The organism is Acidiluteibacter sp. (genome assembly GCF_055129545.1).
Genome location: NZ_JBSRUB010000023.1, coordinates 75439 through 92865, shown reverse-complemented (window position 1 = coordinate 92865; position 17427 = coordinate 75439). Strand labels below are relative to the sequence as shown.

General features: G+C 34.0%; 11 protein-coding genes. 4 read left to right on the top strand and 7 right to left on the bottom strand.

Annotation, left to right across the window (positions count from 1 at the left end):
- Positions 1-130: 130 nt before the first annotated feature.
- The 6 genes from trxA to ACTB0X_RS11145 all read right to left on the bottom strand — a co-directional run bounded on the left by trxA (position 131) and on the right by ACTB0X_RS11145 (position 11249).
- The gene (gene trxA, locus ACTB0X_RS11170) at positions 131-448 is read right to left on the bottom strand and encodes a thioredoxin (RefSeq protein ID WP_463025105.1); all 318 of its coding nucleotides are present in this window, start codon (positions 446-448) and stop codon (positions 131-133) included.
- A gap of 94 nt (positions 449-542) precedes the next feature.
- Positions 543-4088, bottom strand: coding sequence for a DNA polymerase III subunit alpha (gene dnaE / locus ACTB0X_RS11165; protein ID WP_463025104.1), 3546 nt, complete (start codon positions 4086-4088; stop codon positions 543-545).
- 240 nt (positions 4089-4328) lie between these two features.
- Positions 4329-5921, bottom strand: coding sequence for a fused MFS/spermidine synthase (locus tag ACTB0X_RS11160; RefSeq protein ID WP_463025103.1), 1593 nt, complete (start codon positions 5919-5921; stop codon positions 4329-4331).
- A 157-nt stretch (positions 5922-6078) separates the two neighbouring features.
- Positions 6079-7182 carry a T9SS type A sorting domain-containing protein gene (locus tag ACTB0X_RS11155; RefSeq protein WP_463025102.1) on the bottom strand — a complete coding sequence of 368 codons (1104 nt, stop codon included), beginning with the start codon at positions 7180-7182 and terminating at the stop codon, positions 6079-6081.
- 47 nt (positions 7183-7229) lie between these two features.
- Entirely contained in the window at positions 7230-7808 is a 579-nt protein-coding gene (locus ACTB0X_RS11150) for a non-canonical purine NTP diphosphatase (protein ID WP_463025101.1), read from the bottom strand.
- Positions 7809-7817: 9 nt separating this feature from the next.
- Positions 7818-11249, bottom strand: a complete 3432-nt coding sequence (locus ACTB0X_RS11145; protein ID WP_463025100.1) for a PKD domain-containing protein — start codon at positions 11247-11249, stop codon at positions 7818-7820.
- A gap of 142 nt (positions 11250-11391) precedes the next feature.
- Between ACTB0X_RS11145 and ACTB0X_RS11140 the strand changes: the two genes are divergently transcribed.
- Positions 11392-12852 (top strand): lipopolysaccharide biosynthesis protein, encoded by a 1461-nt coding sequence (locus ACTB0X_RS11140; RefSeq protein ID WP_463025099.1) that lies wholly within the window; start codon positions 11392-11394, stop codon positions 12850-12852.
- Here the strand turns inward: ACTB0X_RS11140 and ACTB0X_RS11135 are convergent.
- On the bottom strand, positions 12842-13759 hold the full coding sequence (locus tag ACTB0X_RS11135) for a class I SAM-dependent methyltransferase (protein WP_463025098.1): 918 nt from the start codon (positions 13757-13759) through the stop codon (positions 12842-12844). The genes ACTB0X_RS11140 and ACTB0X_RS11135 overlap by 11 nt on opposite strands.
- A gap of 116 nt (positions 13760-13875) precedes the next feature.
- Here ACTB0X_RS11135 and ACTB0X_RS11130 point away from each other — a divergent pair, with 116 nt between their 5' ends.
- The 3 genes from ACTB0X_RS11130 (at position 13876) to ACTB0X_RS11120 (ending at position 17397) form a co-directional block, all read left to right on the top strand.
- Positions 13876-15027, top strand: coding sequence for a glycosyltransferase family 4 protein (locus tag ACTB0X_RS11130; protein ID WP_463025097.1), 1152 nt, complete (start codon positions 13876-13878; stop codon positions 15025-15027).
- A 157-nt stretch (positions 15028-15184) separates the two neighbouring features.
- Positions 15185-16273, top strand: coding sequence for a glycosyltransferase family 4 protein (locus ACTB0X_RS11125; protein WP_463025096.1), 1089 nt, complete (start codon positions 15185-15187; stop codon positions 16271-16273).
- Between the two features lie 200 nt (positions 16274-16473).
- Positions 16474-17397, top strand: coding sequence for a glycosyltransferase (locus ACTB0X_RS11120; protein WP_463025095.1), 924 nt, complete (start codon positions 16474-16476; stop codon positions 17395-17397).
- Positions 17398-17427: the final 30 nt, after the last annotated feature.

Below are 17427 nucleotides of genomic sequence, written 5' to 3'. Positions count from 1 at the left end.
GTTTTAATCATTTAAAAGACCTGTTCATTTGTCCTAAATTTCCTTTCATAGTAACTAAAGAAAAATCGCTCTAAAAATAAAAAGCCTTATACTCAATTGAGTATAAGGCTTTCATTATCTTAAATTGGATTTAAACCAATGCATTCAATTTGTCCGCATAAGCTGATTTTGCTGCTGCTCCTACTTGCTTATCCACAACTTCACCGTTCTTAAAGAACAATACTGTTGGAATATTTCTAATTCCGAATTTTGCTGAAATTCCAGGATTGTCATCTACGTTTACTTTTCCAACGATTGCTTTACCATCGTATTCTGTATGTAACTCGTCAACAACTGGTCCAACCATTCTACAAGGCCCGCACCATTCAGCCCAAAAGTCTACCAAAACTGGCTTATCTGATTTTTCTACTAATTCTTCGAAATTTGCGTCTGTCAATTCTACTGCCATCTCTCTATTTATTTTAATGTATAATTTGTTTTAATCTTCATATTTAGGTTTGCAAAGTCTTTACCAAAATCAAATCTCCGACAAATTGGCACCTTTATGCCACCGAATATTCGACTCCTTGCATTTTATCAAACGTATTAAGCACCTCATCAGTCAAGGAAATTTTCTTACTTCTTGAGGTTAAAACCACTGCATTTTTCTCCTTTCTGTCAATTAAATTAAGAGAAAATTTACAATTACCATTACTGGAATTCACAATGGCTTCAATTTGCTCAATAAAGTCGTCACTTATTTCATCAATATTTACTTCTAAGGTAATTGATTTGGTCATTTTGTCTTTGATTTCTGCCAACAACTCCACTCGATTGAACTTAAACTCCAACTTGGTTTTGTCCCATTTACCAGGTTCAATACTTCCCACCAAATAAAGAAACCAACCCATATTTAAGTAGCCTTTGAACTTAACATACTCATCGCCAAACATAAAAAACTTAAATGCATCTTGATAATCCTCAATAGTTAAGATTCCAAACGGTTTGCCTGTTTTTGTCATTCGATGCGCCACTTCCGTAACTATTCCTGCTATTTTAATTTCTTTCCTTCCTTTCAACGCTTCGAAATTGTGAAGCTCTTTCACCTTGGCATTGCAAAACTGTTCAATTTCAAATTTAAAATCATCCAATGGGTGTCCCGAAAGATAAATCCCAACCACTTCCTTCTCTTTAGAAAGTTTTTCCATGGTACCCCATTCTGTGGCTCTTGGCACTTCTGGTTCTGGCATATCCACTTCAGAAGCTTCTCCAAACAAAGAAACTTGAGAAGAATTTAGTGCCTCTTGATGTGTAGATCCAAACTTCAATGCTTTTTCCATAAAGGTCATTCCATCACCCGTATCAGAGAAATAAACTGCTCGATGCAATCCTTCAAAAGAATCGAACGCACCGGCTAAAGCCATATTTTCAAATGTTCGTTTATTGGCTGCTCTTAAATCTACCCGCTTAGTAACATCAAAAATATTGGTATAATTTCCATTTTCTTTTCGCTCATTCACAATGGCTTCTACCGCTCCTTCTCCAACTCCCTTCACTGCTCCTAACCCAAAGCGGATCTCGTGGTTTTTATTGACGGCAAATTTAAAGGTACTTTCATTCACATCAGGTCCTAAAACTGGTGTTCCCATTCGACGACATTCTTCCATAAAGAAAGTAATTTTCTTAATGTCGTTCATGTTATTGGTCATTACCGCTGCCATGTATTCTGCAGGGTAATTTGCTTTTAAATAGCCAGTTTGGAAAGCCACTACTGAATAGGCCGCTGAGTGAGAACGGTTAAATCCGTATTCGGCAAACTTCATCATGATGTCAAACACATCCGATGATTTTTTCTTTTCTACTTGATGAATTTTAAATGCTCCTTCAACAAACTTTTCTTTTTGTTGCTGCATTACATCCATCTTCTTTTTCCCCATTGCTCTTCGAAGCAAATCTGCTTCTCCCAATGAGTAGCCTGCCATAATTTGTGCCGCTTGCATAATCTGTTCTTGGTACACCATAATTCCGTTGGTGTCCTTCAGAATATCTTTCAGCAATTCATGGGGGTATTCTATCTCAACATCTCCCCGCTTTCGCTGAATAAACAATTCAATAAACTGCATCGGACCTGGTCGGTACAAGGCGTTCATTGCAATCAAATCTTCAATATCTGTAGGTTTCAAGTCTTTTAAATGCTTCTGCATTCCACCCGACTCAAACTGAAAAGTACCATTGGTTTCTCCCCGCTGATACATTTCATAAGTCTTCACATCATCCAAAGGAATCTCATCCGGATCAATAGTTATCCCATAATTCTCTTTAATCAATGCAATCGCATCCCGAATAATGGTCAAAGTTTTTAACCCCAAGAAATCCATCTTCAGCAAACCAGCATCTTCCACTACTTTGTTATCAAACTGAGTCACCAATAATTCTGCATCCTTAGAAGTACATACAGGAATATAATTGGTAATATCATCGGGCGAAATAATAATTCCACAAGCATGAATACCAGTATTTCGAACTGACCCTTCTAGCTTTTTGGCATGCTGCAAAGTTTCTGCAAAAATATCATTCCCAGCAATAATTGTCCGCAATTGGTTAGCTTGCTCTTGCTGTTCTACATTCAGCATTTTCTTCAGCATGGCCTCGTCTGAATTAAACACTCTTGCCAAAGAAATATCTGGAACCATCTTCGTCAATTTCTCCACATCTGGCAACGGAATATCAAGTACTCTCCCCACATCCTTTATGGAAGACTTAGCCGCCATAGAACCATAAGTAATAATTTGAGCAACTTGATTTCGACCGTATTTCTTTACTACGTAATCAATAATCTTAGATCGCCCATCGTCATCAAAATCGATATCAATATCGGGCATGGACACCCTTTCAGGATTCAAGAATCGTTCAAAAAGTAATTTATACTTAATCGGATCAATATTGGTGATTCCTACACAAAATGCTACCGCAGAACCTGCAGCAGAACCTCTACCTGGCCCTACCGAAACTCCAATATCTCGTGCAATCGTGGTAAAATCTTGTACAATCAAGAAATAGCCTGGAAAACCCATCTCTTTAATAATCTTCAACTCAAAGTCTAATCGCTCTTGAATCTCGGCTGTTATCTCTCCATAGCGTTTCCGGGCCCCAATAAAAGTCAAGTGCTTGAGGTAATCATCTTGATTCAAAAAGCCTTCTGGAAGAGTATAATTCGGTAATAAAATGTCTCGTTTAAGTTCAGGAGGAGTAATGGAATCAACAATTCGGTTCGTATTGTCAATTGCCTCAGGAATATCTTTAAACAATGCCTTCATCTCGGCAGTCGTCTTGAAATAGAATTCGTGATTTGGAAACCCAAAACGAAATCCTTTACCATACCCTCTTGGTGTAGTAATCTTATCTCCAGTGTTTACGCACAACAAGATATCATGAGCCAACCAGTCTTCTTCCTCAATATAATGGGAATCGTTTGTTGCAATTAAAGGCACCCCATATTTCTTTGACCATTTGATTAAGATTTGATTCACGTCTTCTTGAGTCATCCCTGTGTTGTCAATCTCTCCTAAATCATGTCGCTGAATCTCGATGTAATAATCATCCCCAAAGATCTCAAACCATTCCTTAAAAACTTCTTCTCCTCTCTCTTCGCCTTCATTTAATATGGTTTGCTGTACCTCTGATGCAATGCAGCAAGTGGTAGCAATTAATCCTTCTTTATACTGACTCAATAGCTGCTTATCGATCCGTGGATATTTCCCATACAATCCTTCTAAAAATCCTAAAGAACATAGCTTGGCTAAATTCTGATAGCCTGCTTGATCTTTTGCCAATAACAATTGGTGGTATCTTTTATCTTTATTCCCTTTGGTAAATTCACGCTTGAATCGATCTTCTACCAAGTAAAACTCACATCCTACCACTGGTTTGATTCCTACTTTGGCGGCTTCAGCAACAAACTGAAAAGCACCAAACATATTCCCGTGATCGGTCAAAGCAATCCCTGGCATACCATCCGCCTTCGCCTTTGCCATCATTCCTGGAATGGAAGCGGCTCCATCTAGTAGTGAAAATTGAGAATGGCAATGAAGGTGGGAAAATTGACACATAACTGAAGAGGATTTGAGATTTTGCTATCTCTCAAAAATACACCTACTCCCTCAAATATGATAGTGATGTTGATAATTATGGAAAACTAAATGATCGATAGTTGTTGGTTAATTACTAATGGATAACGAACGCTTTAATTCATAAAGTAATCTTACGAGTGGATTATTACAACCACATTCACAAAGACTAAGAGATTCTTTATGAGAATTATTATGTTATTGGTTAACTAGCAAGCTACACTATCGAACAAGTGGCAAATGAGCACTATTGTTCATACTTACAAATTGATCGTAACAAAACTTTCTCCATTCTAGACTTACCTCCCTCATTAAATAGTCCAACTGTTGTTTATCATCAGTTAATATAGGAGCTTCCGCTGTTTCTAAAATGGAAGGATCAATCGTGAATTGATCCATCGTGCCATCAAAACCACTCGCATAAGTCAAGTTTTTAACCTCCAATTGACTCATGTTTGAAAATCGTTGAAATTCACTTTCTGAAGAAAAAAATAATAAACTCCGCATTTCATCTGCATTTGTATTGCTCACTAGTAATTTACTTTCGAAGCCTATACTTTGCAAGGTTTTGTATACTGCTGCAGTTCCTTGTCCTTTTTCAGCATCAGTAAAACCATGAAAATTACTAATCAAAATACCCTGCTTATTCAATAACGTTTTCATTTCAACCAACGATTCCTGTGTAAAAATGTGCGAAGGGATTGACTCCCCATGAAAGGTATCAATAAAGATCACGTCATATTTTTGATTTGAATGTTTAACAAATCGTCTCGCATCTTCTATGATAACGTTTACATTATTGGATAGTCCAAAGAATTGCTGTGCTAAACCTTCAATACGCGGATCTAATTCTACCACATCTACGTCACATCCATTATTAACGAACAAGTTCGCAATTACTCCACCTCCTAATCCCAAGATTAAGACTTTCTTTTCTTTGAAATACTCCGAAATAATAGGCTCTAAGATTCTATTAAACTGCAGGTAATCTACAGATGGATTGTTGGCATCCACAATGGCTTGTAAAGTATTATTCACCATCATCATTCTAAAAGTCAAATCATCTCCATTTCTCTGCTGTGTGGACACATCCATTACTCTTAATTGGCTCAGCATGTTTTCGTTTTCATACTTGAGTTGAATCGCATTGTACCGATAAAGGTGAGTATTAAAGGTCAGTTGATTAATACAAATTGCTATTAATATTAGTGTAGTTGTAATTGCGATTGGTTTGCGGTTGACTGACTGAAAAACTACAATCAAACCCACTATAATACTCAATATTATTGCCGCTGTATACATACTGTTAACGATTCCCAACTGTGGAATAAGGTAAAATCCAGTAACGAAAGCTCCAGCAATTCCTCCAAAAGTAGAAATACTAAAAACAATTCCCGTGGCTTTTCCAGCTTTCCCATTAATAACGGATAACCGATCAGACAAAAAAGGGGATACTGCCCCCAATAACGTCAAAGGAACAAAAAGCGAGGAAACAAGTGATAGGATTAATCCCAACTCATAATTCAAATTAGAAAAATAGACCAAGATGGATTCTGAGAAAAATGTAAAGGTTGCCGTATAAAGAGCTGCACTTCCTATTAAATAAACAAGCGTATTTTTATTGCCAAAATTTAATCGAGATCCAAGAAAATAGCCTGCGGCAAGACCTAACAAAGTAATTCCTAAAACTCCTGCCCATACTTGAAGCGCCGTTCCAAAAATTGGAGCGACTATTCTACCGCTAGCTAATTCTATTAATATTACACAAAACCCTTCTAAAAAGGCGATGGTAAGTATGGAGGATTTTTTAAGCATAGCACATATTTATTTCATGACGTAAAGTCAAGCAATTCAGTTGCGTTAAAATATGGACATTCGGTTTCTATTCTTAAACTAAAGCGGGAAAAACTGACTTCTAACAAAGTAGATTATATGCTGCTTCTCTTTCATTACAATTTTTCTGCTTATTAACTTACTGAACAATTACCTTTTTCGATAAAAGCACTTCTTTCGTCTCTTGATTGATCAATCTTAGAATATAGGTCCCTATAATTAAATCACCACTTTCTAATTGCATCTGATGATCAACATACTGCTTCTGAGAAAGCACCACTTTTCCTTGAAGATCAAATAAAGTAACTTCTACTCTATTGGCAATTGGCTCTTTAAAATTCACAAATAGTTGATCTGAAAATGGCATTGGAAACAAACTTACTTCCTTACTTAACATAGATTCGGAAATACCAACTAATGCAGGAGCTTCACTTATGTCAATTCCACTTATCACAAAACTGACAGTATCAATAATCGTTTGAATATTATTACCACTTAGGTCTGACTTTAAAACCTGACTCTTAATAGTACCATTGGTCACCCAAAACAATTGGTTGGATTGTGCACTTAACTTCAGCGTACCAATTCTTGCTCCCGCTGATACTACTGTCTGTAAGTTAGCGCCATTCGTATCGATAGTTTGAATTAAATCCCCTGTCCGATTTGAAAAATATAGTAACCCTGTTACTGGGTTAATATCTAAATCGAACAATAAATTAGAAGTATTAAAAATTGTAGTCACGTTTGATCCATCTAATCTAGCTTTCTTGATATCTCCGTTGTTATATTCTGTCCAATAAATTGCATTATGAGTTGCATCGACAGCAATTCCTTGTACATTATTTACCTGACTAATTAACACCTGACTATTGGTTCCATTTAAAGAACAAACTCTTATACTAGCATTACCACTTGTTGAATAATATAATTTACCATTTATCGCGTCAACTTTAAGGTTATTTATGTCTGAAGCATTCAACAAGACATCTTGATTATTAGCACCAGAATAATCAGATCGAACAATCTTATTTAAACTCCCAACTGCCCAATATATTTTCTTATTCAAAGTGTCTGTGCTCAACCTCCTAACTAAAGAAATACCAGTTTGAATAGCTTTTACATTATTGTTTAAAAGGTCTACTTTATAAACGCTCGAAGTTTGTTGTGAGCCAAAAAATAGATATTCTTGAGCTTGGGAAGAATAAATAAATAAAGTGAATATGGATAATATTAAACTTCTCATATCGATTAATTTGTAATTTAAATAGATGGTAATATTAAGTATAAAAACTAACTTTTTCTCAGAAATTGTATTAGCTTTTTTACCGCCAAACCTCTATGACTGATGACATTCTTTTCTTCTAAGGTCATTTGGGCAAAACTTCTATCGTACCCCTTCGGTTGAAAAATAGGGTCATATCCAAATCCATCGTTGCCAGTTTTTGAGTAAAGAATTTCGCCTTCACAAATCCCTTCAAAAGTATATTCTTTATTATTCAAGATTAGTGCAACTACTGTTCTAAACCGGGCTTTTCGGCTTGATTTATCTTTTAAATTAGTTAATAACAAATCCATATTATCATTGGAATCACAGGATTCTCCTGCATATCTAGCAGAATAAACACCGGGAGCACCATCTAAAGCTTCCACTTCAAGGCCTGTATCGTCAGCAAAACAATTCAACCCAATTTTTTTTTGATGAATTGCTCTCACTTTTAGTAAAGCATTTCCCTCCAATGTATCCTCTGTTTCTGGTATCTCATCGTGAAAATCAATTTCAGAAAGACTTTTGACTTGAAAGCCTTCGCCCAGTTGATTCTTTATTTCTTTGACTTTGTTTGGGTTGTGTGTGGAAAAAATAAGGTCCATAGAAATTGGTTATTTTTTAATGAAAGGTAACTTGTAACTTGCTCCTTTGTATTCAACAATTAAGTAATACACTCCACTACCTAAAATGGAACTCTGCACCTCAAATCGGTAAAACCCTTCAGAACGTTCCTCATCAAAAAGGAGGAATTGTTCTCGACCCAAATTATCAAATACTTTAGCTGTCAAAACGCCTTCATTTGGAACCACCATTTCTATGGTCATATCTTGTTCCGTTGGATTCGGATATCCTTTTAGAAACAACCGAGGACTAGTTCCTTTTACACAGATTTCATCCTTTATCAGGTTTAAATCGTCAAAATCATTGACCGCTAAAATTTCAACACAAGTAAAGTCGTTAATCCCTGACGAACCAAGCGAAACACTCGATGTAAATTCGGTATAGACAAAATCATTGGGGAACAACTGTCCGGTCCATGTTTCCTCAATACGGTAATTGGAATTAAAATTAGCACTCATTCGCACCGAATTGATTTCATTGTTTCCGGTATTTATCAGCACCACCCCTACTCTTACTAAATTATTTTTCTGATCTACGACAATCGTATCGAAAAACAAATTTAGATTTGGAACATTCACATCCACTGTTCGTTTCATAGAATCTACGCAGCCATACTGATTGCTTAACAGCAATTTAATTGGATAAACTCCTGTATCTTGATATGTGTATTTAGGTCGATAAACAAAAGCTGAATCGCCATTTCCAAACGACCAAACATGATTGGTTGAAGGCGAAATCGAATCAAACTTTACGACAAATGGCGTGGCTCCTGTATTAGTCTGCAGGTTAAAGAATGCTTTTGGATTATTTCGAACCATAATTACCTTGCTTGTAGTGTCTTTACAACCTTTAAGCGAGGTCACCATTTGAGTTAACTCAAAATCATTCAAGCTGCGTAAAGTAAAAATAGGATTCTGAACGATTGACGAATCTTGATAGCCACCCAACTGATTCAACTTGTAATTCCAATTACTCAAAGTCGTTCTTGTTACTGAACTTAAATCAGTCACTTGCCCCTGGTTATTCAAACAAAATTCCGTGGTTTTAAAATCAGCAATTGGCTTATCGTTCATTTCAAACTGACGCTGGATAGTAGCTTTACAACCACTACTTGCTTCGGTTTCTAGCGTTACTAAATAAAACTTAGGTATTGGATAAAAGATAGTTGGATTTACTTTATTGGAAGTAGTATTGTTCCCAAATCTCCAAATAGTATTTTTTAAAGTAGTCCCTTGTGGCAAAACAGTAGAATTAACAAATCGAGTAGAGTCACCCAAACAACTTCCTGAAACTGTATAGTTAGGAACAGGCAAATCATTCACTTTTAAATTCTGAACAACAGTATCCTTACAACCTAGATCTGACTCTATGATTAATTGGATAGGATAATTCTGAGCAACACTAAAAACAGCAGCCGGATTTTGCAAACTACTTGTATCCGGATTTTGATTCAGATCGTTGTACTTCCATCTCCAATATTGAATAGTTCCGGCAGAGACAGAAGAAGTATCAGTAAAAAAGATACTGTCTCCTTTACAGGCCAAACTATTCTTAAACCCTGCTATCGGTTTTGGATTGATAGTAACTGTTTTGGTTATAGAATCTGAGCATTGGGCATCTGTTTCAATATAAAGAGATACTGTGTAGGTTTTAACAGAGTCGTACAAAACAGTTGGATTTTGTTGAGCACTGCTTTGCGTATTTCCAAAATTCCAACGCCATTGATTTATCAACCCTAAGGTTGGATTGGTAGAAACATCTATAAAATTAATACTGTCGCCAAAACAAGCATCATTCGAAATAAAGTCTGCGGTGGGTGCATCACCACGAATAGTGACAAAAATACTATCTCGCTCTGTACAACCATTTGCAGTTACTTCCAACCAATAAATTCCAGTCGCCTGCGGAACTATCCTAGGTATGGTTTGATTGGTGCTCCATAAATAAGAAGTAATTCCAGCTGGTGGATTTTGCAAGCCTATTTCATACCCCAAACAAATCGCAGTATCGGGACCCAATGAGATATTTGCTAATGTAGAATCATAACTTATTGTGATAGTATCAGAATCAAAGTAGCAATTATTAGTATCTGTAATCCGAACATAGTAATCTCCAGCTTGACTGATCGTCAAAGCAGAATCAGTTGTTAAATTACTCCATAAAAAATCATACTCGGAATTGGAAAACTCAGTATCCCAGGTGTAGGTTTCTCCCAAACACAATACCGCTCCATTTTTTGGTTTAACCACAGTGCTGACATAAATCTCATCGGTATAACTGCACCCAAATTTATTCGTTGCTGTGAGTTTATAGGCTCTACCAGGTGTTAAAAGGGAAGCGCTTGTAGTGTCTCCACTACTCCACCGATATGAGGTAAAGTTTGTATCTACTTGCACCAAAGTATCACAAAAACCATATGGGACATTGATATCAGCACCCAATGAAAGCGTGATTGAGTATTTTTGACAAAAGTATTTGTTAATGATGTTACGAAGGGAATCGTTGAGGGGCGCTGCGGAAAAAATTATTTCTGAAACATCACCATCCCAATATCTACTTAAGTTAGCGCGATCTCTTCCAATTATCATGTCGGATCTGTTGACACTAGAGCTCCCTTTAAATGCTATTAACTTTGAAACATTGAGAGGAGAGAAGTTATTGGTAACAATTTGATTAATCGAAAAAGCGGATGATGTCGTTAAAAATTGTTTGCCTCCACTCGTTGGGTCTGCAACAATTAAATAGTAGTTGGTTTTACCAGACAATAACCCATTGTAGTTGGGGAAACCAGATTGACTACCTGTCCAATTTGCGACTATAAAATAATCTGACATATTAAAGTTTGAATTAACCTCCAGCATGTCATCTATTCCATCCAAATGTATTGCAGGACTGGTATTAATGCCGTTAGAAGTAACTATCAAACTTGGTCGTGCTGAACTAACAAATTGTTCTGCACTTCTGGAAGTATCAGCTAAATTAATCCATTTTTTCACCTTATTATTTGCATCTAGCAAAACGCCAGAATCAGCTTGAAGTATCAAGCTCAATCCATTTACTTTAAATATATCTTGGTAAGAAAAATTAAATATAGGTGTAGTTGAGACAATTGAGGTTCCTTTTTTTAATTCGACTTTCCAATAGTATTTCCCTGGTATTCTAACCGTAACCGTATCATTTCGAGTCAGTAATCCCAAACTTGAATACACTATAGTACCGAAAGAAGAATCTCTGGATACTTTTAAATCATAGGAAGTTAAAGGATCTTCTTGAATGTTTTCATTCCAACTGATAACCACGTTTGAGTCAAAAACCATTTCATTAACAGAAGGCTCAATACCCGTTATCTGTTTTTGAGAATAAACAAGAGAAGTATTAAAAAAAAATATGATTAAGGATAAAACTAAATGAAGTCTAAACATCTAACAGATTGAGTTCATTAATATAACTGAGAACAAAAATAATAAATAATAAAGGTTTTTTATCCCAATTGTAGAGGCTGTCATTTATATTATGAAGTTTAACGAATAATATTACTTTTGAACAGTACAATTAAAGATCAACTTGGCTAAAGATATTTTAAAAAACACAGCAGTATACACCATTCTAGGATTTCTCCCGCTTACTTTTGCTGTTTTATTTACGCCAATATATCTTACCTACTTAGGAAAGACTGAATACGGAATTCTTAATTTATTCCTACTCTACAGTGGTTTAATCGCGCAGATATATAGTCTTGGAGTAAGCTCTGCTAGTGGCTTTTTCTATTGGGATGTATACAAGGACAGATTAGAATTAAAAAAATTAATGTCCTCGACCATAACACTATTAATACTCATTCAATTATTTTTTATGCTAGTTGGTTTCTTTTTTGGAAAACCAATTTTATCGCTACTAGTAAAGGATGAAGAAGCGTTTAGCTACTCCCCTTTCTTTCTTCTCTCATTGGTTTATTCAGGGTTTATGGTCTTTTATGAATTCTTTTTGTATTATTTCAGAAACGAGGGTAAATTAGGTCGATACGCTACATTGAGTATTTCTACATTAATCCTATTTACAGTGGCCAGTATTTTGGGAGTGATAGTTTTTGATCTAAAAGCTTTGGGAGCAATACTTGGCAGAACTTTTGGTTATGGAATTGTTGTTTTAGTTTTCTTGGTGCTATTCATAAAAGAGTTTGGTTTTTCTTTCGAATTTAAACAGGCTAAAAGAATTCTAATTTTCAGTTTACCCTTAGCAGTTAATACTATTATTGGGGCTTTAGGCTATAGTCTAGATCGGTTGCTTGTTGAAAGGTTTGACACGATCGAATCTTTGGGAGTTTATGGGTTCGCAATAGTAGTAGTTTCTGTGGTTGAAATATGGTTCAATTCATTAAACAATGCACTCTCCCCTACACTATATAAAATTATTAATGAATCAGTTGATTCAAAAAGAAAAGAAATACAAGCTTTAACTCACCTAATTTCAATAGCAGTTATTGTTGCTGTTGTAGTTTTAATTGCCATTTTATTTCCAATATTAGATTTATTGATTCCCGAAAATTTCCATATCGCTGCAAAATATATTCCGCTCCTAGGAGTCAGTTTAATTTGGAGAGTTTTTACTACAATAACCTCTTACGCTTTGTATAGTAAGAAAAAAACGAAATTTATGTTAATCAATCAGAGTACGAATATGATTGTATTAATAATACTTGGATACCTTTTTTACAATTTATGGGGGATAATGGGAATTGTATTTGCCGTTTATCTGGTTAAAGTCATTGAGTTTTGTCTAATGAAATTGATATCTGATAAAGTAATGAAATTACCTTTAAAGCTTTCTAGATTAATTCTACTAACAATATTGATAACATTTTCTGCAATAGTAGCCACCTATGGGTCTGACATTATACCTAACAATTACATAAGATATCTGTTGCCGGCTCTCACTGCACTAGTTTTCATCCCCATACTACTTTCAAAAGAAATTAAAAACCTCCTTTTTTGCCTGAGGAATAGAGAAGTGTTATTTAATTCTTAGTAAAATATACATTAATTGAATGTCCTATTACATTCTGTTTATTTCTTAGTACTAGAGGCTTAAATAGTTTTGTAATTCCTATTTTCCATAACACTTTTACAATGAAGTCAGACTTAAAGACCTGATAAAATCTATGCATTAAATAGGTTTCATAAAATTGAGGTTGCAAAGGCTCTAAGTCCTTACCAATGAATTTAATTTCAAAAATATTTTGAAGGTTATTCAGTGACTCTTCAGTCCAAAGGCCTAAATGGTGAGGTGGCATGTTCATCACTCTACTTGACAATCGATTTTCAGCTATAAATGTATCATTATTAGGCACTCCGATTATTAAAACCCCTCCTGGTTTTAACGTATCAATCATTGATTTTATAAAAGATTTTACTTCTGAGACATGCTCTAAAACTTGAAAAGAACAAACTACGTCAAACTCATTTAAATGTGATTTTGAAAATGATTGAATCGGTTCGTTTAAAAGAGTTACATTGTTTAACCTCGAATACTCTTCAACGTTAGGATTCAACTCTAAACCAACAACTTCAGCATTCTTTTCCACTTTAATTCTCTTAATGAAATCTCCCTTCGCGGCTCCTACTTCCAAAACCTTATCTCCATTTTTGATGTATTCAGCAGCGGCAATATGCTCCCATTTCCATGGACTATAATACCAATCAAGTTTACTCAGTTTATCATAATAGTTTTTATCCCCACATAAATCTAGCGGCCAATAAAAAGTATACTGTGTATCCTTACATGTATATACTTCAACAGTTTTACGATCCTTAAAAATATAAGATGGGTCTATTTCGGGATATAAGCTTTTATAATTTTCTAGTATCTCAGAAACCTTAATTGATTTAATAAATTCAACATTTTCACTATTTGTTAAGGGACTTTTTACCATCATTTATTTATTGCTAAATTGCTGCAAATATATAGGTTTAAATACACTTTTTTATCTGTTTTGCTAGATTTATAATGTGTAATAATACATTACTTTTACACTTCCGTTAGAGTTCCAGAATGAAAATAAAAATAGTCTTTGTTACAGATAATTTAGCAGTAGGTGGAGTTTCTTCAGTATTAATCGGGTTATGTAATAATTTAGACAAATCTGTTTATGATGTTCATCTCATTATTTTATCCAGTAGTAATAATGAAATGGAGAAAAACTTACCAATTAATTCAGCTATTACAAAATACTACTTTGATTTCAAATATGATAGTAGCTACAATTTAAAATCATATTTATTAAATTCCATCATCCTAAAAAGAACAAGAAACAAGTCGATAAAAATTCTACAATTACTTGATAACATAAAACCTGACATACTTCATTTTCATACTTTACCAAGACAGCTTACAATAGGTATCATCGCTAAAAAGAAAAACAATAAGTTAAAACTAGTTTATACAGACCATTCAAAGAGAATTGGTGATCAAGAGTATAGTTTCCATCAAAGAACCCTACTATCATTTGCCTATAGGCTCCTCTACAAAAGGTATAATATTATTGCCGTTTCAAGATCTGTTGAGTCATATATCAAAGAACATAATTTGTTCAACCAGAAAAAACTTTTTAAAACCTTAGAAAACAGTATAGACTTAAAAAACTATACCCTTAACTCTAAATTAAATGATTCAATAAATTGTATTTACATATCACGATTGAATCCACACAAAGGTATTGACACACTTATTAAAGCTTGGCAGTTGTGCAAAAAGGAAACAGATACAAAATTATTTATAATTGGTCCTGATGAAACAGGTGGAGAAATCATAAAGTTGGCTTCAGAAGATCCTTCAATTGTTTTCACAGGAGGCATATCCAATGTAAAGACATATTTGTCTGATTCAACAATTGGCATTTTTCCCTCTCAGAAAGAGGGACTTCCAATCGCTTTATTAGAAATGATGGCTTTCAATTTACCAATAATTGTCTCAAACATTCCTGAATTAACTAGTATAATTAGAAACGAAGTTGAAGGACTGCATTTCAAACTAGATGATGTGCTGGATTTAAAAAACAAAATGGAGCAATTATTAAGTAATGAAAACCTAGTTAAACAATTGGGAATTAATTCTAGAAAACGCGTTGAAGAAATTTGTACCCGAAACGAACCAATCAGTTTTCATAAAGAGTTCTATAATCATATTTTAAATCGCAATGAATAATGATTAATCAAACTTAAAATACTGCAATGTAATTGAATCATTTCCTTTTTCTTTTACTACTTTCCTAGTTAAGTAATCAATTATAAAACAAATCATAAACTTTAAATAAAACACAATAGATCAACAAATGGCGTTACTGAAAAACGATTTACATTCTATGAAAAAATCTAAAACCTTGAAAGTTGCTTTTGTTCATGGTAGGCCATCTGCTCATCCCACTCATATAAAGTATGCACTTGCTGTTAATAGTACCTTTTTGTTCGAAGATGAATACGTTAGGTGGCACGATTTAAAATCTAATAAATTAACTAGATATACAAGTTGGATAATAAATGCGCTTTTTTTCAAAAACCTAAAAGGTTGGGATGTCATCCTGACTGAAGGCGTTAGAATTCCTCAATTAATTCAGAAAAAAATTGGTCTGATTAATAAAAATCAGAAACTGATTGCATTAATGAGTGATGAATCTCTTTATTTCGTTGTTTCAAAAAAAATGCCCCGCATCACGCAGATTATGATGATTCAATTCTGGAAATCGTGCGATGCTTTGATTTGTGTAGGAGATTTTCAAACTGAATTAGCCAAACAACTTTTGCCAATAGACCATCATCCTAAAATTTATACCATTTTCAATGGAATCTCAAAAAAGAAGTTGAAAAGTTTAAATTTAAATTCTCCCACACTTGATTCAAAAAATATACTGTTTATTGGAAATGCTTCATCTTTGTGGAGAACTGAATATAAAGGTTTAGACATTATGATAGAGGCAATAGCAGAGTGTCTAAAAGAAACTGAATTAACATTTCAGATTGCAGGCGAAATCCCAGATAATATTCAAACACATCTTTTAAGAAACTTTCCGATTAGTAAAAAGAATAAAATCCAATTTTTAGGTAAAGTAGAAACTATTGAACCTTTATTTAAGAATGTAAGTCTATACTTGCATATGGCACGTGGAGAAGCTTGGGGAATTTCAATTAATGAATCATTAGCCGCAGGAATACCAGCAATGGTATCTGATAAAACTGGTTCAAAAGAAATTGTAAATCAAGTCTCCGGTTATTTTATTATCCCATTAAAAAAAGAAGCAATTAAACAACAAATTCTAACCTATTTCTCACTTTCTTTAGCGGAGAAAGAAAGACTATCAATAAAATGCAAAGAGATCTCAAGTAAATTTACTGAAGAAGAAGCGGTTGCTAAATTTAAAGAGAAATTTGATCAAATAACTAGTAAACACAATTAATGAAAAGGATACTTTTTTACTACCCCTCAAACAAAAGATCAATTCAAATTGAAACGACTATATTTAAGTTAATTGAATTGGGCCATCAGGTTACCTTACTTACTACCTGCGAAAAGGGTAGTTTGCACAATAGTCTAAAAAAATCAGGCGTAAAATGCTACACGAATGTAGAAAAGTCAAATTTCGCGCTAATTTACTATTTGAAAAATATTCAATTCTTAATTCAATTTTGCAGAAAAAATGAAATAGAATATCTTTTTTCTCATTTACAACCAGTGAATATTATTGCTGTTTTTGCTCAGTTTTTCATACCGACCGAAGTTATTATTTTTAGGCATCACTTTCAATTCCACAAAGGTCACTTCGGGATTAAACTTAAGGTGAATAAGAATGAAGTTATTTTTGATAGAATCATAAATAGTCTCGCAAAAAAAATCGTAGTCCCATCTTTTGGAGTGTATGATGGCATCGTAAAATATGAGAGTATTAAAAAAGAAAAACTTGAGGTAATACCTTACTTCTATGACTTTTCTTATTATGATAAACCTAATTTAGAAACGGTTAAAACAATAAAAAAGACATTTAAGGCTAAATTAAATGTAATCATGATTGCTAGGCTAACTCCATTTAAAAGGCATTTGTTGATTTTTCCAGTGATTAAAAAGTTAATTCAAGAAGGGTATGATTTACAACTTTTAGTATTAGATGAAGGTCCAGATAAAAGTACTTTAGAAAAGTATATATCATCCAATAACCTTGCTAATAAAGTGCATTTATTGGGTTATAAAAAAAATGTTGTTGACTATATGATGGCTTCAGATCTTATTATTCATCCCTCTATCTCGGAAGCTAGTAACAATGTAATTAAAGAAATAGGACTCATGAAAAAAGCGGTTGCTGTTTGTCAGGGTGTAGGTGACTTTGATGCTTATATTGTTTCAAACAAAAATGGGTTTCTAATGGATATTGAGAAACCTGAAGTTGATGCAGAAAATATAATAAAGAACATATACAATAATCCAAATCTTATTGCACAATTAGGAAGTGAATTAAGAAAAACTATTTTAGATAAATTTGGCGATCAATCAAATAATATTGAGGCCTATACAGCATTATTAAAGTAAAATCTAAATAGAGGTATTATTTTAAACAGT